The organism is Saccharolobus solfataricus, from assembly GCF_900079115.1.
Lineage (GTDB): Archaea > Thermoproteota > Thermoprotei_A > Sulfolobales > Sulfolobaceae > Saccharolobus > Saccharolobus solfataricus.
Genome location: NZ_LT549890.1, coordinates 1105536 through 1131558 on the forward strand (window position 1 = coordinate 1105536; position 26023 = coordinate 1131558).

The following is a 26023-nucleotide window of genomic DNA, read 5'->3' on the forward strand; positions in this document are numbered from 1 at the left end:
TTATAAATTTTTCTTATAAACTTGCTACATCATATTGTTTTATTTTTTATTCACGATCTATGAGAATAATAATAGAAGATCGGAAACAACGAAACGAAAAAGGGTGTAAGTGATAGTACCATAACTGCTGAGATTACATTGTAAAAATAAGCTACTGATGCTCCGAAGAGTAACTCTGAAACGGCTGGGAGTAAGGACAAGTAGGGAACTATTCTTACATTCACTTCTTTCCTACTCATATCTACATAATAAAACATCATTGATGTCATTAAAAGTGTTGCAATTGCGTATGGAATTTGATTGATTGTTAGGGAATAATAAAATTCTGTTGAAGAAAGGGAAAGACTGGATATGGCGAATAGTAGATAATAGAACGTATTAATCCTTCCGCTAATATATTTATAAGAAAAATAAATTGTGAAGATTACTGAGAGAAGTAGTTCAAGTATGGAAGACTCTTTAATGGGATCGTACGGTAATGGAAGTATTGAATGCGTCATCTCCGAGGCTATGTTTGGTCCTGCAAATATTAGGGAAGAAAGAAGAAGCGAATAAATGTTTCTATATTTAAAACTTAAGTAAGCTATTTCTGGAAACACCATGAGGAAGAACATGAACGAGTTAACAACTTCTAGAATTGCTGGAATTATAATTTGGGATATCGATAACGAGAAGCTTGGAATATCCGTTGCATAAAAGTATAGGCTATATAGAGATTTTGTTAAATTACCCCTTAGTATTACGTAATATAGTAAGCTCATTAGAATCTCTTGTATAACTAAGGAGGACACTATGGCAAATTTGTATTTTCCGAGATTATAACTTATCTGCATTATTAGCCAGAAATAAACAACAATTATTAATGACAACATAAAGTCCGATAGGGAGAATAGTACGAAATATACCGCAGTTGATATATAACTTATGAGAAGAAAAAGGTATCCTAGTTTGTTCTTTAACGCGAATTTATATGACATAGTGACTAATATGGTCATCGCGGATATGTAAAATATATAGAATAGTACTAACAAGTGGGTTTCACTGTTCATATGTTTACTCTTCTCAAAAATAATTATAAAGTTTACCATAATATACCTAGTATAGCTTATTAACTACTAAAGTAATTAGAATTTATATGAAATTTCTATCATGGAGGGAAGCAGTTAATGAAAATAAGAAGCTGATAGTGTTATTTATGACTACTAGTTGGTGCGAAAGTTGTGAAGAGCAAGAAAAGGAATTACTTGAAATCGAGGATGAAAGAGTTTCCCTAGTTAAGGAAGATGCTGATGAAAGGTTGGATTTAGCTGTAAGATATACACCCCAAATTTACCCAACAATTAGTCTAATATCTAAAAATTCTGTCATTGGGGGAACTTACGGCTTAGTAAAAAGGGGCAAATTGATAGAAATGATAAGTGAGGCCTTAAAGCTAATAGAGGGAAAGGGTAAGTTTATAGTTCCCCCTAAACTGTCTTCCCAAAAAATTGATAAATTCCCACCAGATTACGCATTTAACCATATCTTAAGGGTTTGTGAGGGATATTTTGATTGGAAAGAGGGAGGATTTGAGAGGGAACCAAAGCATGTTTCTCCAGAAGTATTACAGCTATTCTTGCATTTTAATGATTATTATCATAAGATAATGGTGGAAGTAACGTTAGATAACGCTATAGAATATTTATGGGAAAATGGATTTTGTATGTTTTCCAAGTCAGGAGATTGGAAGGAACCCTATAAGGCTAAATTATTAGACTATAATGCTGAAATGGTTAAGACGCTTGTTAAGGCGTACCAAGTTTTGAAAAAGGAGATCTACCTAGATTACGCAATTGCTACTACTGACTGGTTATTGAGTAAGAGGGACAATAGGGGTTACTTCATCAATGGTGAATTTCTTGGAGTAGAGGATAAGAGACCATTTCTCAACGTTAATGCTAATGTTGGAGACGCCTTCATGGAAGTTTATAGGATTACCAATGACAAGAAATATCTGGAGATTGCAAAAGACTTAGAACAGAGATTAGTATTAGCACATAGAATGGATGTACTTTCTCCTCCATACTTGATAGATTTAGCCTCATACTTAAATTTCCTCTCTAAACTTAATCCAGATAAAGCTAGAAATTTATTGCATATACTTGACGATTATAAAGGAAGTGAGGCTTATTACGACACGACATTAGGGTTTGCTACGGAGAACAAGATAGGTAGGTTTTACTTCCTTTACGATAATGTTTTGCTAGCAAACGCATTGATTAACCTTAATATTTTTGAAGAAGCCAAAAGAATTGTAGATATGTTTCTCTCCTCATATAGCATTTACGTATATTTTAACCAAGCTAAGTATGCTCTAGTTTTGGGTGAAATTTATGGTCTCTTTACTCACTAAACTATATTTTCTTCTGATAGGTTTAAGCCAATTACCATTTTTATATGAAATTACAGTTCTGCTTCATTCTACGACATCTTTTCCACTTATATACATAAATTATAGCCTAGGGATAATAATTATAGTTACCCTCATTTGTAACCTATTCATGTTATTAGATGGTTATACTAAATACGCTTCTGTCCTCCTTCTTGTTCCAGTTATAAATGTATTTATTATACCTTTTATCTCGTATAAGTTAACATCATCTAAACTATTAACCGGAATTACCTTTTCCCTATGGTTTTCTAACTTAGTCTTCACATTAATCTCCAATGTACCTACAACAATCTATTATGGAAGTGGTAAGTATTTTCTAGATAAATTTATGGTCTTAGATTTTCTCTCAGTTGCGTCTCTTATAATTATTGGATATTGTGTTATTTATAAGGAAAAGAAGATTTCCAAAAATAGGTAACATTATTAACAAAAAGTTTTTATAAAGAAGAGAGAAGAGTGCATGTGAAACTAAAAATAGTGTGTTCGATGTATATGTTTTTATTAGCGCTAATCCCTTCTACAGCTTTCTCCTTTGTAAATCAAGTAGGAGATTCTATTTTAATTGTAAATGAGCACAACTTAACAATATCTGGGCTCAACATATTTGAAGGAAATATAACAATTGTCAACTCAAGTAACATTGTCATAGAAAACAATAATATCTTAAATAGTTTTTATTTTGGTATTTTCGTATATAACTCTATAAATGTCACAATCTCAAATAATATAATTAAAAATTCCTATTATGACGGAATTTCCATAAGGAACTCCAAATACGTGGAGATTAAATATAATATTATTACAAATAATACCAATGGGAATGGGATTTCAGTTTGGGATGATAGCAAGTATATAAACATAAACAACAATAAATTATTGTATAACCTATACGGAATTTTTGTACTATCCAGCTCAAATGTTAGTATCTTCAATAACAGTTTATCTAACATATACCATTATGGAGTATATCTCTATAACTCTAGTTTAACTAAAGTTCCTAATAATTCGATACGTAACTCCGATGTGGGGATAGAAATTATCATGGGAAATCTCATATCGATACAATCTAACGCTATACTAAATAATCTTGTTGGCATTTACATAGGAGAAAATATAGGAAACCTTACTATAATAGGTAATTTAATCCAAAACTCCAAGTATTTTGGGGTATTAATTTATAATTATCCTACCACTTTCATCTTCAAAACAAATGCCTTTATGAACAACGTCTTGAACGTCTTTTATGCGTATAATTCAACAATTCCTAAGATAAGTGTTTCGAATTCAACTATATTAACAACGATAAAACAAAGCGATAGCCATCTCGTGAAACTTTCTCCCATTATACCATTGTTACTATTGATAATGATAGTATTCCTTGTCTACTTATTTCTATTTAGAAAAGGCAGAAGATAATGAATTTTCAAGTAAACTTCTCATTTCCTTTTCGTAATTTAACATTTCGATGTATTCTTCATTAGAAATCTTACTCACTATCATACCGTAACTCACAACAACGTAGTCCCCTTCTTTGACATCATCAACATTATTTATAACAGGTTCGACCAATCCATTACCGTAATCTACGAAGGCTACTATTCCATTAATTTGAACAACTTTTGCAGGTAAACTTATACACATAAGATAACAATGTTTTTAATACTTTTAAATCTTTATAACTCTTATGAGCTTATATGATTTAGAAATAATCGACCTAGACGTCAATATAAGGGATGGGAAAGTAGTTAGTGCTAAGTGCTCTGGAAACAAGGTAAGAGGATTTGAAAAAGCATTTACGGGGAAAGATGCTAAAACGTTATATGAAGTTTTACCTAGAGTCTTAGCTACATGCAGCCAATCTCACCTTTACGTATATGTTAAACCTCATATCCAAACTTCAATAACTGAACTACTTATGTTTCTAGAAATCATTGACAGTCATATGAAACACCCTTATGCTTACTGGTTTCCACATATAATTAAAGACGACAGTGGTGTTTCACCAAATTATTTCATTTGAAAGATATAATATTAGCACTTTCAAAAAGAGATTGATATAGAGAAAAACAATAAAATTATTATGAAACATAACATGTTAAAATAATTTGCAAAAAATATAGCGTACAATTCTAATAATAAGAGGAGAATTCTGAATTTTTCTCACGTGGTGAAAACGACGTGCATAGTCTCCTCTGAACACCGAGAAAGTTAGAGAAGCTTGACGAATGAATCGAAGGACAAAACCTTCTTACACGTGGACTTGAAGTTAAAGAGAAGATGATTCACTAGATTCCACGCAGAATCCAGAACCGTATAATAGAGGAACAAGAAGATCTTATTACTCAACTTCCTAACATACCTTATCCTTGCCTTCCTAACCTTAAAACCCTCCTCAACCTGCCACCTCAACCTATAGAGTTCAGCCAGTTCATAGGGATCTCCCTCGAAGTTCGTTACGAACATGAAGTGCCTCGGCTTTCCCTTAACGTAAACCACATCGTAATAATAAAGCCCTTCAAATTCCAAGACCCTATACGCAACGTAAACCTTGTCCTTAACCTCGTATCTCTTCTCAACTAATGGAACGTTAGATAGTTCCTTGAATCCCTTCAAGTTCGACTTTCCTCTCACAATGGTCTTCACGGGCATTTCCTTGATGACCCCTAGGTTCAAGAATCCGGCGTCAGCTACAACGTAATCTATTTCCATGTATTGGCTTACTTCCCTCACGCTCCTGAGTAGGAACTGTGATGGACTGTCGCTTCTCAAATCTGCTACCTCCACTAGGAGGGGTAACCTTAAGGGATATACGAGGTCCAAGGATCTCATCTTTACTCCTTTTCTCTTCCAGTTGTAGAGTAGAAAGCCCTCTGCTTTTTCTTGTTCCTTTTCTCCCACGGTTAATCCGGTCTCATCTACAGCGACTACGTTGATCTCTCCCTTTACTTCTCTGTAGATTGGGTAGAACTTGAAGGTTCTCTGACCTTTACTAATTACTTTCTCGCCTCGTCTTACTACCTTCAAGTAGTATTTTCCTCTGTTTCCGGTTAGCAAGGATGGTGCTGCTTTCACTATTTCCGGGTCTAGATCTTGAGAGATAACGTTAATATTGTTTGTTGCTAAAGTTATAGCGAGGGACTTCAGCTCCGTTTTGGATACTTGTATGGTTTGCATAACGGAGTTATGGAGTCCCTCGCTTTAACCTTTTCTTGTTCATCTCGTCCTTCCACCTACTTTCCTCTATTGATAATACTAGACAAATGGTATTACTCTTTATATATAAACTCGTTTTCTGTTAGTTTCTTCAACAAATATGAAAATTTTTTGCTTCTTGTGTTGAAATAAGCCGATTTTTCTAACTCCGCTCTGATATTTTTCTCTTCCATAGAAATTGTATCATTTTGAGTAAAATTGGTGAAACACCACTGTAAAGACGAGAAGTACTCTTTCCCCTCAGGAGAAAAATTTAGAAAAGTGAGTTTAGTATCTAGAAAAATAAAAGAGATTATGGAGAAAATTGGAGGAAAGTGGCCTCATGTGGATTATTTAAAAGGTGAGAAAATTGTGAAAATTACAAAAGGAGAACTAAGAGATATAACAAGTTTTATGGAAAGTGAGTTACTTGGAATGTCAATAGAGGACTTTCTTAACGTAAAAAGGTTGGAGGAATTATCTGGTGATCTAAAACTAATGGTGGAGAAAAGTATTGATTCGTTGAACTGGAATTTCGGGTTAAGGAATTATCTAGTAGTTGGATTTCCTTTTAAAAATACTGAATTTGATTGCAATTACATTAAGGATGAGGGACTAGAGGTAAGTTATAAGGGTAAAAAGGTTGAAGTTGGACCATTGGCTCAAGCTTTAACTTTTGATAAATTAGTCAAAAGCTATTTTAATAAATATGGTCCTTCACCACTACTTAGGGAAATATCTAGGATTAAAGTTGCTGTGAAACTAATAAGCGAGATTAACGATTTAGATATAAGTAGTGAAAGATTTTCGATTTCAGATGGCAATTACGTTTCTTTTGCCGAGTCAATCAGAGGTTCTCTAATTCATCAGTATGAAATAAGTAATGGTAAAATTTCGAATTATAGGATAACGCAACCAACTACATTTATAGCTTCACCGGGTGGTGCATTGGAAAGCGCGGTAATTGGATTACCGATTAAGAGTGCTAAAGACCCAGTTGAATTAGCGTTGGCAGTATCATCCTTGGATACGTGCTTCGTAACTAGGGTGAGGGTATTTGAGAACGAGAAGCTTGTAACTACAAAAAGGATAGGAGGTTTCTGTTAGTAGAATGTAGCATGATATGCTTGACCTAGAGCAATTCCCCCATCGCCAGCAGGAACTCTCCTAGGAGTTAATATCTCGATTCCTTGTGAGTTCTCTATAATCCCCCTCAGTATATACTCATTTACAGCAGCACCACCTGATATGAAGATCCTTTCTGGGTTTAATTTTAACGCTGCCTTTACTAAGGCCTCTCCAAGCCTATATTGGACTGACATTGCTAAATCATTTATCCTCTTATCCCTATTTTCTAGTAACCATTCGAAAATTTTTATAGTATTTATCTCCCCATCAACTATACCTATCTCTAAATCCAAAACCTTACCACCTCTGGCTGATGCTTCCAGTTTTATTGCAGGTTCTCCCTCATAAGTTCTATATTTACATATTCCTAGGAACGCTGAGACTGCGTCAAGAACCCTTCCAGTACTGGACGTAAATAATGTACTCTTTTTAACTACTTTCTCCAATATGTTTAACTCCCTTTCATCTAATTTTACAATACTCCTAATCTCGTCCCAACTCATGAAGGTTGATAGGATTAAGGCTAACATTCTCTCTGGTCTTATTGCATTAATATCACCCCCAACATAGGGAACGTATTTTAAGTGATATTTCCTCTCGTAATTTTTACCATTAAATTTTATAATCTCGCCACCCCATCCATTACTATCATCGCCATAACCTATACCATCAATTACAATACCAACGCCCTCCTCAAAACCATAATCAGCTGCGACACTTAAGACATGGGCATAATGGTGTTGAACCTGGACTAACTCTGCTGAGAATCTCTCTGCAATCTTACTCGCTAAGTAGGTGCTCTGATATGCGGGGTTCTTATCGGAAATCACCAATTTGGGCTTTATATTATACCATGAGATCAATAGGCTCAAATATTTATCAAGTTCATTTAGAGTTTCTAACTCGTCAGTATCCCCTATATACTGCGTTAACACTACCTTATCATCAAAGGCTATTGCGCCCACGTTTTGCAATTCTGCCCCAACAGCAACTATTGGTTCCTTAACTTTCCTCTTTAATTTTATCCACATAGGCGCGTATCCCCTACTTCTCCTTAGGAACATGATTCTATTGGCAGATACTCTTAATACACTATCATCAACCCTATTTACGATTTTCCTATTATGATAAAGAATGTAATCTACAACACCTTTCAACTTCTCTCTAATACACTTCTCGTCTGTACACATTGGATATCCGTGCTTGTTTCCACTTGTCATGATTAATACATGATTTTTGACATAATCAAGTAATAAGTAATGAAGAGCAGTATAAAATAGAAAGAAACCTTCTCTATCTAAGTCTGGGGATAAGTATTTAGACAATTCATAGGGCTCTTTTTTCCTGAGAAGGACTATCGGTCTCTGGGGAGATTTTAAAAGTTCTTTCTCCAATTCGTTTACATATGTGTACTTCTCTATAGTAAGTAAATCTAATGCCATTACTGCAAATGGTTGTTGAGGTCGATTTTTCCTTTCCCGTAGTTTAATTACTACATCATCATTAAAGGGATCTGCTGCTATGTGAAATCCGCCTATACCTTTAACAGCTATTATGTAGCCCTCTTCTATGAGTTTAGCTGACGTCATTAATGGATCTCCTTCCACATTATCTCCATCAATGCCTTCAAGATATAATCTCGGACCGCATCTAGGACAACTTATACCTTGAGCATCAAATTTCCTCTCGTTGGATGGGTCGTAATACTCAGATTTACATTCATCACAAAGTGGAAAATCTATCATGGATGTATTTTCCCTATCATAAGGTAATTTGTACATCATGGAATACCTTGGACCACAGTATGCACAACTATTAAAAGGATACTTATATCTCCTATCTTTAGGATTCAAAACTTCCTTTAAACACTCATCACAAATTGAAAAATCTGGAGGAATTATACTAGGTTCTCTTATTTCATCACCACTAGGTAATATTTTAAAGTCGGGAAATAAGTTAGGTTCCGTCTCTTCTATTTTGATGTTCTCTATTTTAGCTACTGGAGGAAGTTCTGATAATAATAGTCTCAAAAATTCACCTAGCTCATTACTACTTCCCTCTATCCGTATCTCAACTTCACTCCCACCCATGTTCTTCACGTAACCTTTTACGTTAGCTTTATGAGCAATTCTATAAATGAATGGTCTAAATCCAACTCCTTGCACTATTCCGCTTACAATTATTCTGTAAGCATAAGTTCTCATAATTCATATTAACTTAGAAAGAATATTAAATCTTATTTAGTACCGTTAAATCAATTCATCATCTCACGAAAGTATGATTCTAATGGATAAGTGATAATAGGGAATACCATATTTTTAAATAATAGTGTAATATAAATAATTATTACTGACATCCAATAACTATTTTAAAGTTGTTAAAAGTATCCTAGAAATAAACTTATATTTTTGAAGATTGATGAGATTCAAGTATGGGAGAAAAAGCTTACGAAGAAGATGAAGATTACAAGGAAGGAATCAAAAAGCTTGCTGAGATAGTAATCTATCTTAACAGTAGCGGAATCCTTGACTCAGTGCTAGATCTACTAAAGTCCGGTAAATTATTAAAAATTATAAAATCACCAACATTTAAGGCAATTATAGAATTGTTAGGAGACATACAGCAAATGATAGATTCTGGAGAAGTTAATTCAGAAGATTTCATTAATGGAATAATAGCAATAGCCAAACATTTAGATAAGATAGGTAAAATAGTAAGTTCTCTAGACAAACATGGAGTACTTGATGTTGTTACCAGTGGGTTGTCTAAGGCTGCTGAAAAGATTATTAAGGAGAATAGTCAATCCAACATAGTTGAACTACTAGCCTCCTTTGATGATCCAGATGTAAAGACAACTCTTGCATATTTGCAGTACATGCTAAAAGAATTAGGTAAGTCCACAAGGCCTTTAATCGAAAAGAACAACGGAAACAGCGAAAGTAGCTCAGCATAAATATTCATCCTTATTACTGTTATCCAAAAGGTTAACCAAGCTAACCAAAATCTGTATTGCATTCTTAACTGCCTTACCTTCCGTAGTTATCACATAATATACCTTCACAGGTTCCGTTGTCTCAACTACTCTTTTTACTAATTTCGCCTTTTCCAACTCCTTAAGCCTTATGGAAAGTGATCTCTGCGTTAAACCAGAAATCTTCCTTTGCAATTCATTAAATCTCAATTTACCGTATTTGTCTAGAAGTACTAAGATAGAGTAAGTGTATTTTTTCATTATTAACTCTAAAAGCTTCGATGAATACAAAACACATAAATCTTGATCTTCCTTTATACAACATTCAGTCATAAAGTATTTCTAGATATCTATTAAATAAGTTTTAGCATATGGACATTACATACCATGCAAGGATCGTGAGATCTAACCACGTGATAAACTTCTATTGGGTTATTAATATCTGAAACCTCAGTGCCAATTAAGGCCAAGGCTAAATGACTCTTATTTCCTTTAGGATCCTCTGGACTCATGTTAATTTGTGTTGGAGTTACCATTTGATAATTGAATATCTTACCATTCTTAACCACTATCCAATGACCTAAAGCACCCCTAGGTGCCTCAACTAATCCAAACCCCTTTCCTTCATTAACCTCTCTGGGCTTCTTATAGGTTGGTTTCCAAAAATCATAATCCTTTAATTCGTTAATCATTAGCTCATTGTAAGTTATTACTCTAACCAATCTGGCAATAACTCTTGAAAGCACACTAGGTCCAATCTTATCCATAATATCCAGAATTAAGGGATTGCCAGAAACAGTTAGCATGGCTAAAGCACCTACTTCTGGAGCTAGGAGATTTCCGTCCATCCTATACCTAAAACATTTAGTTAACGAATACTTCTTACTATTGTCTGTAAGACTAGGATTGGTCTCTCCATCAAATGGATGTAAACCTATTTCGTCTCCCTTACTATAGGTGTAATATGAAGTAGTGACGAACTCGAGTATATTATTTTGGTCGAATTCTTTATACTCTTTTTCCTTGACTAAGAATATTCCAGGCTTAAAATACTTCCTTGAAGGACTTCCCACATATTCCTCAGATGGTAAATGACCATAACTTAGCATAATCCCAGCTCCATATCCTAATTTATGCCAATTAGCCTCTAAACCAAACTCAACAATCTTTGATAGATCACCATCCTTATAGTCTTCTACCCACTGGAGTAAATCCTTGTAGGATTTCACAGTGCTTAAGAATTGTTCTACTGGACCTCCTAGTACTACCTTCTCTAAATAATTCTTCCTAATATCAATGAGGATTGAAATAGCCTTCTGTACTTCATTTGGTAAAGGATATGAAGTAACCCCTCCTGGAATGATTGCTGAACCATGAGGCCACTGTCCACCGAAAATCGCGTAAACCTCAGTGTACTTCTTAGACCATCTAAAACATTCCTTATAGGATGAGCCAGTGATTGGGGAAAATCTCTTCAATACCTCTTCAAAGTTAATATATTCTTGATACTTCTTATTTACAACGTCGATTAGGAACATAAAATACGTATGCCTAAGATCGTTTTTGGCAACTTTCTGCCATACTCATAACGTTCCTTAGCCTTATCGCATTCCTTGGAACTTCAGCGTTAAATATCATATCCAACGCTGACGTTGACGCGTAAAGATGTGATGCTCCACATATTCCACATACTCTTGGAGTAATTACAAGTGAGTCTAGCGGACTTTTACCTTTAAGAATAAGCTCCAATCCTCTAAATAGCCTAGACACAATCTTCGCATCTACGACTTTATTTTCCTTAAACTTCACTTCAACATCTAAATCCCCTTCAACTCTATTAAATGGTGAGACGATTTTACTAGTCAAGCCAATCTACCTTTTCATCTTTCTTACTATGAAGTGGCTTTACTAGGAAGTTTGGTGCAGAGCCTCTAGCAATTGCGGATAGCGTAGTATATGCACCCCTACTGACACCAAGAGGCAATTTCTTAGGTATACCACTCCTATTTTTCTCCGTACTAAAGAAGTTGAAGGTTGGGAAATCAAATTCGGTACAACCAAAACAAGGTGTACCAACTCTAGTTTTACTACTTTGATTATTCCATAAGATAATATTACATGGACTCTTAGTGTAAGAACCCCTACAGCCCAACTCGAAATATAAGCAACCCTCTCTATGTCCAAATTCCTTGAGGGCAACCTTATAAGTAAAGTATAAATTCCTAGGGCAGCCAAACTGAGTAGTTGTACCGTAAATTATCTTCAACCTCTGATATTCATCTAGATCATCTTCAGTTAGTTTATCATTTAAGATTAAAGACAAAGTAGTAGTTATCCACTCAGGATGTGCGGGGCAACCAGAAATGTTAATCACTGGAAGACCCTTTCTCGTCTTGAAATTTTTCCCGAGAAATCCACCCTTTTCCTTTTTATAAAACTGCAAGCCTGTAGATTCAGTTGGGTTAGGATCTGAAGCTGGTATACCCCCAAAACTTGCACAATCCCCTACTGCTACAACGTAATTAGAGACATTTGCTACTTCACGAACCCAATCCTTCATTGGCCTTCCAGCAAACATATTAAACCCTCCACTACCGTTTGGTCCTAATACTACAGTTCCCTCAAATATGAAAATGTCGAGGTTAATTTTTCCGCTAATTATGTCCTTTAATAGTTCTTTAACCTTCTCACCGGATTCTAAGGAAAGTGATGGATGCCATAATAATTTTGCATGATACATGGAAAAGAACTCTAACACGTCTGGACTCTCAGCATTAAGAAATGATAATGTATTTCCACCGCAGGCTCCACCTTGAAGCCATAATACTGTCTTCATCAATATAACTTTTTATATTAAAGTATAAAACTTTTTATATTATGAAATTTGAGGAGATTTTAGATAGACCTAACTTCTTTTTAGATAAAATTTATTTAAACAATACCTCACAGAATTATCAAAGGATATCATGAGAGACAATTCTTTAGGAGAAAAGACAAAAAGCGTAAATTAATCATATTGAATGTATTGTACAAGGTAATCTTAAAATACAGAGGTTAGATCTAACACTAATGAAGGATAAAGTTACATTATATTCCATTAAGGAACATTTAATAGTTTAAAGGTCTATATACATATAATTTTTGAATTAAGTTTAATTATAATTGTTAGTAATAATAATCTATTTCAACTACAGTTTTCTCTATAATATTATCTAGACATCCCTCAGATATTAACAATAGATTGTATAAAATGATTTCATTATTTTGGGCACTAAATTCTTCCTTAACCATTAATCCTACAATATCACGAGGTAAAGATTTTATTCTAGAGAAGAACATATCTAATAAGTTTTTTATATCAATAGAATAACTCCCTTTTCTTAAACTTTTACCACAAATTGGGCATCTTGTAATAAGACCTCTTATTATCCCATCTAAATAACCTATTATATGATCGTTTTCACACTTTAGGCAGATTCCAACTCCATTAGTTTCCTTTAACCTTTTATCGATTTCCATTATTTTTTTCTTAATATTAATTATTGTAGTCAGCTCATCAGAATTTAGCAAGTAGAATGATGAAAGTGATAACTTACTAACTACTAATAGATCATTTGAGGAAGGTAAATTTAGTATATTAAGTAGCTTTCTAAGATAATAAATCTTATATTTACTGCATGTATAACTTTCTACATATTTACCACTTAACATTAAAGGATTTTCATTAATACTGTTTGACATTAGCTTATGCAACGTTGATACTCTAAAATTAATATCATCGCTTGTTAATACAACATAATTAATATCATGGGGAATGATACCATTAAGAAAATCCACATCTCTTAAATTTAACGAGTCCTCATCAAAGCACTCCCTATGTATGGGATCTATATATGCCATGAGGTATATAGCAAAATCTTTATTAACAAACGTATACCTATTTTCCTTCCCCTTAAACGAAAATATAATATCAGTTACTTTAAATTCCTCGTCATCTGGACAATTATATCCATTTATATCATTATCCCACCATTTTATTGGTTTAGCTCCTTTAATTATCTTCGTAGGTTTCTTCACATAAAGGGAATCGTCCTTAACCTTTATTTGAACTATATCATCTAGTATGATAATTTTCCTATTGTTTAACTTTTTAACTAATTGAAGACTTGTGGAAGTTTTATATTTACCTAAATATACCATACACCTTTTAATTTCAGGTAAGATTATAGCATTAGCATTAATTACAAACTCCATGTCACATTTAATTAGACGGAATGAATATATAAGGTTTTAAATTTTTACGATTAAGCTCTTTTCATAATAATGAGGAAAGATTTAAGGTTAATAGATAGTTTATTCTCTTCTCTTAAACTACGAGAAATTTTATTAACTTAAATAATTTGAATATATAATATGGAAGCTAAAGTAAGTGATCCTAGAGCAGAAATATTGGAAAGAGTTAAGAAGGGAGATCTCCTATCATTACTTATAAAGGCGGCTGAACTACATGGACACTATTGTATAGGTCTTTCCACTGGCGTTTTAGCGTCTTATATCGCGTTAAAGAAGCTAGAACTACAACAAAATGTAACTGAAGTTGAATCTCACGTAAAGCCAAATTTAATAGCTATGGTAGAGAATAACTTGTGCTTTGCCGATGGCGTTCAAATGATTACGGGGGCTACATTAGGAAATAATACATTGATATTTAGAGATACCGGCAAACAATCAGTTACAGTTATAGATAAGGAAACTAAAAGAGCTGTTAGGGTCACAATGATTGATAATCCTCATAAATACTTAAGCGTTAGTAATGACCCTAAGTTTGCGAAATATTTTGAGAAATTTGCATCTAAAAGAGAAAAATTTGATGAAAACGAGCTAAAGGAATTTAGGGAGTTAATGACTAGAGCTAGTTTAGAACTTTTAAGTATTCCCACCGAGAAGTTATTTAAAGTTGAAGAATGGAAACTAGGGGAGCTAAAGCAGGAAATGAAGACTCCTCCAATTAGACATGTCAGATGTGAGAAATGTAATGAATTAGTATTGGAAAGTAAAGGTAAATATGTTAATGGTAAATTCTACTGCCTAGATTGCTTAGATGAGAGCGTTCCTACTGTAATAGGAAGAGGAATAGCTAATTTAAGATTAAATGATATACTAGAAAGATGATGAGCTAAATGGATGAGAAACTCTTTGAGAAACTTAAGAATGATGTTAGGAACAATTTATGGATATATGGTTATAGTAATGATGAAAACTTGATAGAATTGGGAGCGTTATTAAGAATGTTAAAATATCCATTATCTGAAGATGAACTAAAAGAGATCAATTATTTAATAAGTCAAAAGCTCGATAAGCTGCCAGATGAGGATGATGTAACATTAACTTTAGCTGTTGTCGCAAGTTTTAAGGAGGAATTAAATAAACTAAAAAGTGAAATTAAAAATATAGCGGAGAGACCATTGGGAAATAACATATTATCAATTATTATACCCCTAGTAATTAAGGATGTATTATTAGAGATAGCTGATTTAGATCCATCAAAGGCTAGATCTTTTACCTTAGACTTATTTGCAAATATCTTTCAAGCTGTAAAGCAGTTCTTACCAATGGGTATTGAAGTGGTTAATATTCAAGACTCCATAGATAAATTACTAAATGCATCTAGTGAAAATATTGATGTTAAGGAGGCTTTAAAACATGAGTATAAGAGTGAATTTGAAAAAGATGAAAATAAAAAATCCTAATGATATCAATTTTTTCCTACTCTTTTCCTTCTTCCTTAATAATGGGAGTGTTCTCATGCAGTCATCTTATTCGATATCATATAGTAAAATTAAATCAGGCTAGAAATTTTCACAATTAGTCGTTTCGATCGAGATGCAGCCAATGAATTAGAACATGAAAACAGCCTCTGAAAAAGCTTATGTGCGAGGGTTGCGAGATTTTTTGTGAGGGTTACCAGGATGAACCTCGTAACCCTCGCACAATTAATACTTATGATTCTAAGAAATTTAAATCTTAAGCCGAGAAAGTACGAGCTAAAGGATATTGCATTAGCATTAGCAGCCTACTCCTTGGGAGTTCAAATCACGAAAACGGGAATCCCACCATCAACCCTATACTACTATTTGAGGAAAGTAGGGATAAGGAGGAGAAGAGAAAGCAGACCAACATGCCCATCATGTAACTCTAACAGAGTAGTGAAGAACGGCTCATCTAGAGGGAAAGCAAAATACAAGTGTAAAGCATGTGGAAAGACGTTTTACGACGTCACAAGTCATAGAATGGATAGGGAACAGAGGGAGAGAATCTTAAAGGAGTACTTGAACAGGATGAGCATGAGGGCAATATCAAGAGTTGAAGGTAAACCATTGACTACTGTTTACAGCCTAGTGAGGAGGATTGGGATAAGGGCCTTTACGAATCTAACGATCTTGAAGGGTGAGCTCAAGAATTTCACAGCTAAGTCTACGGTGTTTGACGAGTTCTGGACTTATTTCCGTGTTAGGCATGGGGTGATGAGGGAGGATTTGTGGATTTGGACTGCTCTTGCTGATGGTGTGCCTTTCTATGAGTTTGGGGATAGGAGTTATGGGACTTTTCGTTATCTCTTGGGTTGGTTACCTAGGAGTGAGGTAAACTATACTGACTACTATTGTGTTTATCAAGTTCTCGATAATCGTGTAGCGGGTAAGAAGTATACTTATCTTGTGGAGAGCCATAATTCTTGGTGTAGGTCTCATTTGGCGAGGCTGGCTAGGGATACTAAAGCTGTTACTAGGAGTGGGAGGATGACGGAGTACAGTTTGGCCTTGTTGAATGTAATGTACCCTCACGTATTCTCAAGGGAGAGAACTCCCTTAAATGAGGCATACTTGAAGGGAGTACAGTATATTAGAGAAAACTTGATATAATTTTACTATATGATATCGAATAAGATGACTGCATGAGAACACTCCCTTAATAATCTCATTAAACACTATATCTGCATTTTTGCAATCTCCTAGTTCAAATTCCCTTAAAATATTTTCATTATATATTTCATCTACAATGACAGAATTCTTAATCAAGTCTATATACATTATAATATCCTTATCTCTAACTTTAGCAATTTTGATTATTAACTTACCTCTTACTTCGAGTAGTTCTGATTGAGAATTATCAGTGATTACCTCAATTTGCTGGTAATCGAATCCATCATTTAACATAGGCTCCCTTTTAAAATCTAACGTAACTTTAACGTTATTTTCAAATGGTTCCCTTTTTATATTAATTATATTAAATTTTATATATATACAACTAGTTAAAAAATTTATATTATCTTCAACTATACGTTCTATCATTTTACCCACATATTATAAGGACATGTAAAACCAACTTTAATTACAACATCACTATTTCTAATACTATTAAGGAAATCAGAGTATTTTATAATTCTAATGTCATCATTAATTTTTTCAGTACTAAATAAATTTACATTGCCAATTTTACGAGTGATATCTCTTGCCAATTCTTCTATCTTACCCTTAATTTCAAGAGAACGACCTATAAATATAATATTTACCTCCTCACTGTCTTTGAATTCATCTAACATATTAAATGTTTCCATTATCTCATTTAAATCCTTTTCCTCAATGATAACAAATACTCTCCTCATTCACCTATATCCTCCATTGTTAACTTACTCACTATCTCCTCCACAGCTCTTACAGCCTTGCTATTCAAATTATAATCCATAATTGACTTACCTAATTTGTCCGCTTCCACTACATCTTGATCGTATGGTATTTTACCAATTACTGGAATATCGTTTCTAGATAAAACTGACTCAAATAATGAGATTTCGCTCTCATTTCTTACTTTGTTAAGCACCGTATATATTTTCTTCATTCCTAGATCTTTTGCCAAATTAAATAACTTAATAGCGGTTTGTACAGATTTATAATAAGGTTCAACAACTATTAGTAATCTATCACTATACCTCGGAGTTGCCCTCCCCATTATCTCTAATCCCGGTTCCATATCGATAATTATTGCCTCACCTTTTTTGGTTGTCAAATGTTTAACTAATTCCCTTATGGTAGCGTGAGAACCACAAGCACAGCCTACTCCAGCTTTCTCAATTTTGGCCATTATAAGTAATTTAATATTATAAGGACACTCGATAGCGTATTTCCTTACTATTTCATCCGGAGGAAGAATTAGCCTTAGTTCCTCTTCCTCTTTCACTAGTAACCTTGTAGGAATAGGATTAAAATCGTATAATTTCTCTACTGGTAAACCTAGTGTTAATCCTAAATTGGGATTATCATCGGCATCAATTGCTAAAACCTTGTAACCCCTTTGTGATAGTATTCTAGCCATTACTCCTGCTATTGTGGTCTTTCCTGATCCCCCTTTACCCGATATAGCTATCTTCATAATCTACACTATACTAAATATATTTATATTTTTTAACTATATCTCGATATAGTTGGTATTTATATATATGAGTATCTACAAATATAGTTGATATATTATGTTAGATAAGGTAGTAAGGGGAATATTCGGTATAGTTGGAGTAATATTAATATACTCTACGATATATTCATTAATAAGCAGCTACTTGATGATGGGAAGAACAATGATGATGGGGGGAATGATGAGTGGACCTACAGTATCCATTCCGTTTTATCTTATCCAATTATCTTGGGGTATTATAGGGATAATATTACTCTTGATAGGAATTTTACCTAGATTGTTTACATCTTATGTAAACCAATGGAAAAAACCAGAATGGATAATATTAAGAATTGTATTAGTTCTCATGGGATTTTTCGACGTAATTCCAATCTTAACTAGAGGTATGCTATTTGGGAATTTGCTAGAACCTGCATATTCTGTGGGACTATTTTTCACTGGAGGTCTTTTTGTCCATGTAATATTTGAACATATATTTGGAGGAGTCTCCGCTATTGTAATAGGAGCTACAAATATTTTAAAGAAACTAGTTCCTATTAAAGTTAAAAAATAGTTCCCTTTTTAAAATTTTTCCTAAATTACAAAGAAAGGAGGAATGTATATGGATAAATACGAGTTTAGGTCATATCTTTCAATAATTTTTATCATAATATTTTCATTATCAATTATCTCAACTTCTACTAGCCTAATAGTTCACGCTAATAATATACAAGAATATGTTATAGCTTGGTCAGACGTGGGGCCTCCGCAACCTTTCACAGGATATCCATTTGGACCCATATTTCCAGTTTTAACATTAATGTTTGACACGCTCGCTTGGTATAGTAAAAATGGGATTGTTCCACTATTAGCTGAAAGTTGGAATCAGCTTAATAGTACTACATGGATCATAAAGTTGAGAAAGGGAGTTATGTGGCAAGATGGAAAGCCACTAACAGCCGAGGATGTAGTATTCTCCATTAACTATACTAAGTATGTTAATAATAACATTATACCTATTTGGTGGGTTAATCAATGGATCAATTTGGTTAAGAGCGTAAAGGCAATAAATAACTACACTGTGGAGATCACATTTAACACAACAATTCCTACCGATGTTGTATTAATGAAGATATTTACAAACATGTTTATAATACCAAAACATATATGGGAGAATGTAAGTAATCCTAGGAGCTTCACGGAGGCAGAAGCGTATATTGGTACTGGGCCGTATAAATTAGTGAAATACGAACCGGGAGTGGAATACGTATTTACAGCTAATGATAACTATTTTTTAGGTAAGCCAATTGTTCAAACTCTCATCCTAAAAGTTGTTCCAACAACCCAGCTAATCGAATATATGATGATGGGTGAAGTAGATGTAGCATTGTTCAGTAGTTATTACGATGCTAAACCGTTATTAGGAAATCCTATGTTTAACTATACCGAGTTTGGAGCAGGGTTAGCTTACGTATTAGTGTTTAACCTTAATAAGTACCCATTTAACATGACAGACTTTAGAAAGGCCATAGCATATGCTATAAATTACACTGCTATTTACGAGAAGCTTGGTAAAGCAGCTGCAGGTTGGACTAGTGTCGGTCCTAATATAGTGCCTCCATATTCCCCTTATTACAATGATAGTTATAGTTATAATTACAGCCTTGATAAAGCTATTTCAATACTAGAATCTCTGGGCTATAAATATATAAATGGAAAATTACTTGATAAAAATGGCAATCAATTATTTGTTACTCTTACAGTGCCAGATGACCCAATTGCTGAAACGATAAGTCTTATTGTCGCACACGATTTAGAGAACGTTGGAATTGGGGTAACGATTAAAAGCATACCATCTAATTTAAGAACTCAAATCTTGAGTGAGGGTAATTTTGAAATTATGATCAATATTTATGGAGGGCTACTTTCACCATACCAGTGGAGTTTTAACGTGAAGGGAAGTGTTCACTATGTCCCAGGGTATAACTCAACCAAGTTATTAGGTATTGAGTCAAAAGCCTTCTTATCAAGCTATAATGAGAGGATAAAACTTCTAAATGAATTTCAAGCTATAGTTGCAAATGATGTCCCAATAATAGTTCTATTCTGGCCTAAATTCTATTGGGTCTATAATAGTGAGGTAGGAATTGCTGGTTGGTTCTTTGATCCTAAATATGAGTATGGTCCACCTTGGATATTAAATAAACTGGTCTTAATTGAAGGTCAACAATCAATGACAAATACTACAACTCTAACGACAAAAGGAACTACAGCTATACCAAGTACCTCGCAATCACCTTCTTTATCCCTAATTGTTCCAATTATAGGAGTAGTTATCGTTATTATAGGTTTTATAGCTTGGAGGTATATCTTTAAGAGATGATGAGTTTTGAAATTCTTACAGCTATTACAAATAATTATTAAACTGTTTATCATGATCATTTCTATAGCTATCCTTAATTATATTCTTGCGAGATCTTCAACAAGTGTATATATTATTCTGTCATACTATGAGTATAGTTCTCCAAGCGTCGTAGAAGCCCTTTCCAAATACTATGGGTTCGATGTTAGTCCCCTACAAGGTGCTCTTATATTTCTGGTGAATCTATTTAGTGGTAACATGGGAATCTCTATTTTTTACAGTACTCCAGTATCTCATATTGTTTTTAAGGCACTTATGAAATCTTTATTGATCATACTGCCATCAACAGTATTCTCAACGTTTCTAGTGTTCTTTCTAGTAATATATACAATAAAATATATGGGGACAAGGCGTGATAGGATTGTGGATTACCTTATCATAAGTCTTATGGCGATACCAGAAGTTCTGCTAGCTATTATATTCTTCCTATATTTACCTTCAAATATATTCTCAATGATTGCCCTTTTAACTTTGTTTCAAGTCACCTTCGTATACGTATTTATGCGGAGAAATATGGTTCATATTCTCTCAGAAGCGTCAGATCTCGTGGAATATTACCTCTCTTTAGGGTTTAAAGGTAGGGAGATCGCTAGAGAACTAATAAGGATGAGTCTGCCTCTAGTTTATATATCAATAGCATATTCTATTGCTACTGTTGTTCCTGTTCTCGTTTTCGTAGAAACAGTGTTTAATTACCCTGGTATAGGATATATGATGTTTACCGCACTTGAGAAGTCTGACTATCCACTAGCTTCTGGATGCTTTTTAATATTGTCAATTATTGCTATACTCTCTAACACGATGTCAGATTTAATAAGCTCTAGATATGATTGGAGGCAAGATATATATGAAACTCAGAGGTAAGATTTTAGTGTCAATATTCACTTTAATATTCTTTTTAGCTCTCTACATGATTGGCCTCACAATAACCACAGCTCCTATATATAAACCCTTTGAGAAACCTAGTATACGCCATCCACTTGGTACAGATAATGCTGGTAGAGATCTACTAGCTTACTTGTTAAGAAGTGCTGGAACAGCCCTTCAGTTCGGTATATTAACTCCTGCGTTAAGTATATCTATTGCAATTTTCGCACTCTTCAGTATATTTAATATTAAAGCCGAGAGAATTATGAATGACATAACGAACTTTTTCATAGCGATCCCTAAATATCCCTTATTTATAGTACTATCTTTTTTACTCCCACCTAATAACTGGATAGCTCTTATAGTACTTTCGTTACTTCTATGGTCTGCTCCTTTTAGAATATTAAGACCTACCTTTAAGCAGCTCCTTGAAAGTGGATATGTAAAGTCCGCAACGATTCTGGGAGGGGGAAGTCTTTATATAATGAGGAGGTACCTATTAAGAAAAACATCTCAACTGTTGGTCTCCCAATACGCATGGCTAGCCATAAGAGCAATAGGTATACAGGCTGGTTTAGCGTTTTTAGGTATTGGAGATGTCACGACGCCCAGTTGGGGATATATGATTAGAAATGCGTTCGACAATCCAATTGTCATTTATAATGGGGAATGGCTCTACTGGGTAATACCTCCTACTATTTGCTTAATCTTACTTGCCATAGCGTTTCTATTGATAGCGATTAGTTTTGAGGAGAGGAGATATAGGGCTACATATACATCTGAGATGCTTAGGATTTTTTGGTAGTAGATAGGGTGGTATAAATGTATCGAAATAAAAAAGGGAAAATTTGAAATAACAGAACAATCCATTATTAAGAGGTGGTAATATAACATGCCTATAGAGGTTAGGAGGCTTAGGATAGCCTATGGAGAATATGTTGCTGTCGAAGAGTTTAACATGAGATTAGAAAGGGGCTCAATAGTTGCACTAATAGGTCCCTCTGGAAGTGGTAAGTCAACAGTTGCTAAGGCGATCTTAAGGATTCTTCCTCCTATAGCTAAAGTCTCGGGGGAGGTTTATTTAGACAACCTTAACATATTATCGTTGCAAGACAAGAGTATGAGAGAACTTAGGTTAAAGAAGATCTCCTATATACCTCAAGGATCGTCTAAGGTATACTTAAATCCAATGTTAAAAATTTCAGATACAATAAAGAAACTTTATAGAAATAGAAATATGGGATTTGAAGAGAATAAGATTAGAGAGTTGCTCCTAATGGTAGATTTAGAGCCTAGAATATTAGAAAGATATCCATATATGCTCTCGGGAGGACAACTCCAACGAGTCTTAATTGCAATATCACTACTATTTAATCCAGAATACATTATAGCTGATGAACCTACGGCTTCTCTTGATGTAATAACTCAGAGGTCTATTGCGCATATTTTCAAGGAGATGGTAAAGTCAAAGGAATTAGGCATGCTACTGATAACTCATGATTTAATGTTTGCTAAATTAGTAGCGGACTATGCTATAATTCTCTATAAAGGGAAAGTCATAGAGTATGGTAAGATGCAAGAGCTAATTAAAATGCCTAAGAGTAATATTACTAAAAATCTTGTGGAGGGAAGCATGACGGTTGAATGAGCCTTTAATTAAGTTAAAGGACGTGAGTGTAGTATACCATACCACATCTGGAGAGATTAGAGCTTTAGATAATGTGAACTTTAGTATAGATGAAAAAGAAGCTGTAGGAATTTTAGGAAGATCGGGTAGTGGTAAGTCAACATTAGCAAAGGTCATTGGGAGAGTTGTAAAACCTACTATGGGCTACGTAATGTTCAGAGGTAAAGATGTCTGGAAACTTAGAGGTCAAGAGTTTAAGGAGCTTAGAAGATCCGTGCAATTAGTACTACAAGACCCATATGATACTATAGATCCAGAATTTGAGACAATTGAAGCAATCATGGAAGGTGTTAAGATAAATCATATTAACAAAGATCCGAAGGAGGTCAAGTGGATTCTCGATCTCCTAGACATAAATCAAGTATTAAATAGAAAGGTTTGGCAACTCTCAGGAGGCGAGAGACAAAGAGTTGTTATTGCAAGAGCTCTCATGTTAAATCCAAGAATATTGATTTTAGATGAGCCTACCTCTATGGTAGATAGCATTCATAGAAAGGAGATAATTACAGCTATATGCAGAATTAAAGAAAGCCTTAAGATATCACTTGTCATTATTACTCATAACATAAAGGATCTCATATGCGTGGATGAGATAGCAATAATGAAAGAGGGTAAGTTTGTAGCCAAAGGGAGTCTTATAGAACTTAGAGATTTAGATGACGAATATGTAGCCAACCTTATGGAGGGATTAAAAATTTGAGCTAAATGAACTGAGTATTTTAGCGGATATTTAACTCAACTATTTCCCATTAGAAAATATGATAACTATTGCTTAATTTAAAATAAATCAATTGGATAGTACAGATTACTTATGTAAAAATCTGTTAAATAATATCAAATTATACAAATTAAATCGTATATATGATATTATTTATGATAATCTTATATAAGATGTTAAGATAATTTTAATGGATGATGATATCAAATATTTGTATTAAGTTAAAACAAGTATCTCGTCTTGCCTTTACTTAGATTTACTTTTTTCTATTAAACCATTAATACATAGGCTTTAAGTAGATATGATTCATTATAATCCTTTTCTTTATATTTAATTAATAAATTCCTTAACAAATTACTTTTACTTCTGTTAATCTCTACATCAACTAGCTTCTCCTTTACTTCACTATCACTAATCTTTTTAATCAAATAAAGCATACCAATACGGCTTAAAGAAAGCATTGTATTATGAATCAGTTCTATTTCATTATCGGATACTTTTTCTAGTGAGCTAAATATCTCATGAAATTCTTGGCCCCAATAATCCACTACTACTTTTTTAAACGTTGTGATGATGTCCTTTGAATTAATTAAGGTAAAGCAAGCCACTTGGTCATCTACTTCTACAAGCTCTCTACATAAATTAGCTGCTTGGTCTCGAGAAACTTTCCCTTCAACTAGTCTATGTATTACTTGAAATGATCTAGGAAGGGAAATAGAAAGAAAGTCAATCAACTCTTCCATGTTTACTTTATTGAAGATATTACCAGGCGTAAAAAGATGTGCTATATCTACTAATTCCTCCATATCACATTTAACATCTTCACCATAATATCTTTTTGATAAGTATATTATGCTTAAAATTCTAAATAGAGTATCAAGAGGAATTTTATCAATATTCTCTATAACTTCAGCAAGTAATTGACATGAGTAACCAGTTATTTTATCAGTTAGAATCTCTAATCTTAACTTCCACAATTTTAACGATAATTCCTCACTATACGCATTTATACTTCTAAAGAATTCGATCGCCTTGCTAATATACTCTAAGGCTACATTAAATTTCTCCTCATTGAGCGATATTAAAGCCTTAGTGTAGTTTATTAGTCCATTAGAATATATAACATAATATTGCAAATTACTGAAAAGTAACTCATTTATATCATTTAATTCACTTAGTTTTAACTCCCCTTCAATCTCACTTAATATTTTAGCTGAATTACTAAAATCTTGCATGAAAGCTAGATAAAGTGCCACTCTGGGGAATATTAACAACTTTGCAATATTACAATATTCATCATTTTTTATCGAACATATAAGTTTAACCAAATTGTAAGCTTCAAATATTAAGGGATTCCCTAAATTAGATGCAGTTAGTGCTAAAATTACTCTGCTGTCTCGCCTTAATCTATAATTGAAATTAATTAAATTCCTAACTATTTCTACTAACTCTGATGTAGGGTGTTGTTGGCTCAGAAATAAAAGCAACGAGGGTAACCATCTTAAAGATTCCATATTATTAATTATTTCATTATATATTTTACTAATTAAATAATTTAATTTTTCTGGATTAAGATCTCCTTTAATTACATTACTTGTTAGTTCTCTTATCAAGTCTGGATCATATTTACTGCTAACTACTGCTTTCAATAATCTACTTGTTAGGCTATTATATTTTGGAGTTAAATCTCTCTTATTTATTATTGTATCTAATATCATATAATATATCGCATTATTTAAATAACTAGTTAGAAATTTACTAAAAAATTTTTCTATATCTATTACCGAGAGAATTTTATCTATTATTTCATTAAATTTTATATTGTATTTTTTCATTGTACTATATATAGTTGTATTGGATATGAGGTATTTTTTATCATTTAGAAGTCTATCAATATAATATGAAGATATAAACTCGATTAGTTTTTCTCTTGGTAAAGTAGGTAGTTCTCTTCTTGTTAGGATAATTATATAAGAATTCGATAGTTTACATATTTTCCTAAGAATGCTTATAGTCTTCTCATCTAATTCAAAATTCAGAATTAATAAGGAGTTTTTTGGAACTATATTAGGTATGGAAGATAAACTGTAGACTTTTTCAATTTGTTTTCTACTAATTAATTCCTCCAAAACACTTTCATCCTTAATACTAATAATCCTCTC

General features: G+C 33.5%; 28 protein-coding genes. 15 read left to right on the top strand and 13 right to left on the bottom strand.

Annotated features, from left to right (window positions below):
- Nucleotides 1-50: 50 nt before the first annotated feature.
- Nucleotides 51-1049 (bottom strand): hypothetical protein, encoded by a 999-nt coding sequence (locus tag SSOP1_RS06290; RefSeq protein WP_063492754.1) that lies wholly within the window; start codon nucleotides 1047-1049, stop codon nucleotides 51-53.
- Between the two features lie 86 nt (nucleotides 1050-1135).
- Between SSOP1_RS06290 and SSOP1_RS06295 the strand changes: the two genes are divergently transcribed.
- From SSOP1_RS06295 to SSOP1_RS06305, 3 genes are read left to right on the top strand one after another with little or no spacing between them, the layout of a single operon-like run.
- A complete protein-coding gene (locus SSOP1_RS06295; RefSeq protein WP_063492755.1) occupies nucleotides 1136-2392 on the top strand; it encodes a thioredoxin domain-containing protein in 1257 nt (418 codons plus the stop codon).
- Nucleotides 2373-2849, top strand: a complete 477-nt coding sequence (locus tag SSOP1_RS06300; protein WP_158011697.1) for a hypothetical protein — start codon at nucleotides 2373-2375, stop codon at nucleotides 2847-2849. The genes SSOP1_RS06295 and SSOP1_RS06300 overlap by 20 nt, the downstream gene beginning before the upstream one ends.
- A gap of 44 nt (nucleotides 2850-2893) precedes the next feature.
- Nucleotides 2894-3847 carry a right-handed parallel beta-helix repeat-containing protein gene (locus tag SSOP1_RS06305; protein ID WP_231918214.1) on the top strand — a complete coding sequence of 318 codons (954 nt, stop codon included), beginning with the start codon at nucleotides 2894-2896 and terminating at the stop codon, nucleotides 3845-3847.
- Here the strand turns inward: SSOP1_RS06305 and SSOP1_RS06310 are convergent.
- The gene (locus SSOP1_RS06310; RefSeq protein ID WP_063492758.1) at nucleotides 3824-4072 is read right to left on the bottom strand and encodes a HypC/HybG/HupF family hydrogenase formation chaperone; all 249 of its coding nucleotides are present in this window, start codon (nucleotides 4070-4072) and stop codon (nucleotides 3824-3826) included. The genes SSOP1_RS06305 and SSOP1_RS06310 overlap by 24 nt on opposite strands.
- Nucleotides 4073-4115: 43 nt before the next feature.
- Between SSOP1_RS06310 and SSOP1_RS06315 the strand changes: the two genes are divergently transcribed.
- Nucleotides 4116-4451, top strand: a complete 336-nt coding sequence (locus SSOP1_RS06315) for a hypothetical protein (RefSeq protein WP_063492759.1) — start codon at nucleotides 4116-4118, stop codon at nucleotides 4449-4451.
- 188 nt (nucleotides 4452-4639) lie between these two features.
- On the opposite strand, the gene SSOP1_RS06320 is transcribed toward SSOP1_RS06315, so the two are convergent.
- Complete coding sequence (locus SSOP1_RS06320) at nucleotides 4640-5605, bottom strand: ISH3-like element ISC1439A family transposase (protein WP_010923988.1); 966 nt, start codon at nucleotides 5603-5605, stop codon at nucleotides 4640-4642.
- A 300-nt stretch (nucleotides 5606-5905) separates the two neighbouring features.
- Between SSOP1_RS06320 and SSOP1_RS06325 the strand changes: the two genes are divergently transcribed.
- Entirely contained in the window at nucleotides 5906-6730 is an 825-nt protein-coding gene (locus SSOP1_RS06325) for a nickel-dependent hydrogenase large subunit (RefSeq protein WP_231918215.1), read from the top strand.
- On the opposite strand, the gene hypF is transcribed toward SSOP1_RS06325, so the two are convergent.
- Nucleotides 6727-8955: a carbamoyltransferase HypF gene (hypF, locus tag SSOP1_RS06330; RefSeq protein ID WP_063492760.1), complete on the bottom strand. Its 2229-nt coding sequence runs from the start codon at nucleotides 8953-8955 to the stop codon at nucleotides 6727-6729. The genes SSOP1_RS06325 and hypF overlap by 4 nt on opposite strands.
- Nucleotides 8956-9182: 227 nt before the next feature.
- Here hypF and SSOP1_RS06335 point away from each other — a divergent pair, with 227 nt between their 5' ends.
- Nucleotides 9183-9704, top strand: coding sequence for a helical membrane plugin domain-containing protein (locus tag SSOP1_RS06335; RefSeq protein WP_063492761.1), 522 nt, complete (start codon nucleotides 9183-9185; stop codon nucleotides 9702-9704).
- Here the strand turns inward: SSOP1_RS06335 and SSOP1_RS06340 are convergent.
- The 5 genes from SSOP1_RS06340 to SSOP1_RS06355 form a co-directional block, all read right to left on the bottom strand.
- A complete protein-coding gene (locus SSOP1_RS06340) occupies nucleotides 9696-10055 on the bottom strand; it encodes a winged helix-turn-helix transcriptional regulator (protein WP_063492762.1) in 360 nt (119 codons plus the stop codon). The two genes, SSOP1_RS06335 and SSOP1_RS06340, sit on opposite strands and share 9 nt — an antisense overlap.
- A 20-nt stretch (nucleotides 10056-10075) precedes the next feature.
- On the bottom strand, nucleotides 10076-11260 hold the full coding sequence (locus SSOP1_RS06345; RefSeq protein ID WP_231918216.1) for a nickel-dependent hydrogenase large subunit: 1185 nt from the start codon (nucleotides 11258-11260) through the stop codon (nucleotides 10076-10078).
- Nucleotides 11261-11273: 13 nt separating this feature from the next.
- Nucleotides 11274-11588, bottom strand: a complete 315-nt coding sequence (locus SSOP1_RS17595; RefSeq protein ID WP_231918217.1) for a nickel-dependent hydrogenase large subunit — start codon at nucleotides 11586-11588, stop codon at nucleotides 11274-11276.
- The gene (locus tag SSOP1_RS06350; protein WP_063492763.1) at nucleotides 11581-12558 is read right to left on the bottom strand and encodes an NADH-quinone oxidoreductase subunit B family protein; all 978 of its coding nucleotides are present in this window, start codon (nucleotides 12556-12558) and stop codon (nucleotides 11581-11583) included. The genes SSOP1_RS17595 and SSOP1_RS06350 overlap by 8 nt, the downstream gene beginning before the upstream one ends.
- Nucleotides 12559-12887: 329 nt before the next feature.
- Entirely contained in the window at nucleotides 12888-13976 is a 1089-nt protein-coding gene (locus SSOP1_RS06355) for a hypothetical protein (RefSeq protein ID WP_063492764.1), read from the bottom strand.
- Nucleotides 13977-14135: 159 nt separating this feature from the next.
- Here SSOP1_RS06355 and SSOP1_RS06360 point away from each other — a divergent pair, with 159 nt between their 5' ends.
- From SSOP1_RS06360 to SSOP1_RS06370, 3 genes are all read left to right on the top strand, one after another.
- Nucleotides 14136-14894, top strand: a complete 759-nt coding sequence (locus tag SSOP1_RS06360; protein WP_063492765.1) for an FmdE family protein — start codon at nucleotides 14136-14138, stop codon at nucleotides 14892-14894.
- A gap of 8 nt (nucleotides 14895-14902) precedes the next feature.
- A complete protein-coding gene (locus tag SSOP1_RS06365) occupies nucleotides 14903-15472 on the top strand; it encodes a hypothetical protein (RefSeq protein WP_063492766.1) in 570 nt (189 codons plus the stop codon).
- A gap of 219 nt (nucleotides 15473-15691) precedes the next feature.
- Nucleotides 15692-16642: an IS1-like element ISC1173a family transposase gene (locus tag SSOP1_RS06370; RefSeq protein ID WP_048054255.1), complete on the top strand. Its 951-nt coding sequence runs from the start codon at nucleotides 15692-15694 to the stop codon at nucleotides 16640-16642.
- On the opposite strand, the gene SSOP1_RS06375 is transcribed toward SSOP1_RS06370, so the two are convergent.
- From SSOP1_RS06375 to SSOP1_RS06385, 3 genes are read right to left on the bottom strand one after another with little or no spacing between them, the layout of a single operon-like run.
- Nucleotides 16589-17071, bottom strand: a complete 483-nt coding sequence (locus tag SSOP1_RS06375) for a hypothetical protein (RefSeq protein WP_231918218.1) — start codon at nucleotides 17069-17071, stop codon at nucleotides 16589-16591. The genes SSOP1_RS06370 and SSOP1_RS06375 overlap by 54 nt on opposite strands.
- Nucleotides 17068-17385: a hypothetical protein gene (locus SSOP1_RS06380; RefSeq protein ID WP_063492767.1), complete on the bottom strand. Its 318-nt coding sequence runs from the start codon at nucleotides 17383-17385 to the stop codon at nucleotides 17068-17070. The genes SSOP1_RS06375 and SSOP1_RS06380 overlap by 4 nt, the downstream gene beginning before the upstream one ends.
- Nucleotides 17382-18149: a carbon monoxide dehydrogenase accessory protein CooC gene (locus tag SSOP1_RS06385; RefSeq protein WP_063492768.1), complete on the bottom strand. Its 768-nt coding sequence runs from the start codon at nucleotides 18147-18149 to the stop codon at nucleotides 17382-17384. The genes SSOP1_RS06380 and SSOP1_RS06385 overlap by 4 nt, the downstream gene beginning before the upstream one ends.
- Nucleotides 18150-18246: 97 nt before the next feature.
- Between SSOP1_RS06385 and SSOP1_RS06390 the strand changes: the two genes are divergently transcribed.
- The 6 genes from SSOP1_RS06390 (at nucleotide 18247) to SSOP1_RS06420 (ending at nucleotide 23843) form a co-directional block, all read left to right on the top strand.
- Nucleotides 18247-18741: a hypothetical protein gene (locus SSOP1_RS06390; protein ID WP_063492769.1), complete on the top strand. Its 495-nt coding sequence runs from the start codon at nucleotides 18247-18249 to the stop codon at nucleotides 18739-18741.
- A gap of 48 nt (nucleotides 18742-18789) precedes the next feature.
- A complete protein-coding gene (locus tag SSOP1_RS06395; RefSeq protein WP_063492894.1) occupies nucleotides 18790-20550 on the top strand; it encodes an ABC transporter substrate-binding protein in 1761 nt (586 codons plus the stop codon).
- A 6-nt stretch (nucleotides 20551-20556) separates the two neighbouring features.
- A complete protein-coding gene (locus SSOP1_RS06400; RefSeq protein ID WP_231918220.1) occupies nucleotides 20557-21453 on the top strand; it encodes an ABC transporter permease subunit in 897 nt (298 codons plus the stop codon).
- 7 nt (nucleotides 21454-21460) lie between these two features.
- Nucleotides 21461-22261 (top strand): ABC transporter permease, encoded by an 801-nt coding sequence (locus tag SSOP1_RS06405; RefSeq protein WP_231918223.1) that lies wholly within the window; start codon nucleotides 21461-21463, stop codon nucleotides 22259-22261.
- Between the two features lie 87 nt (nucleotides 22262-22348).
- On the top strand, nucleotides 22349-23104 hold the full coding sequence (locus SSOP1_RS16280) for an ATP-binding cassette domain-containing protein (protein ID WP_081225713.1): 756 nt from the start codon (nucleotides 22349-22351) through the stop codon (nucleotides 23102-23104).
- On the top strand, nucleotides 23097-23843 hold the full coding sequence (locus SSOP1_RS06420) for an ABC transporter ATP-binding protein (RefSeq protein ID WP_063492770.1): 747 nt from the start codon (nucleotides 23097-23099) through the stop codon (nucleotides 23841-23843). The genes SSOP1_RS16280 and SSOP1_RS06420 overlap by 8 nt, the downstream gene beginning before the upstream one ends.
- Nucleotides 23844-24130: 287 nt before the next feature.
- Here SSOP1_RS06420 and SSOP1_RS06425 read toward each other — a convergent pair whose 3' ends face one another.
- Nucleotides 24131-25990, bottom strand: a complete 1860-nt coding sequence (locus SSOP1_RS06425) for a hypothetical protein (RefSeq protein ID WP_063492771.1) — start codon at nucleotides 25988-25990, stop codon at nucleotides 24131-24133.
- Between the last annotated feature and the right edge of the window lie 33 nt (nucleotides 25991-26023).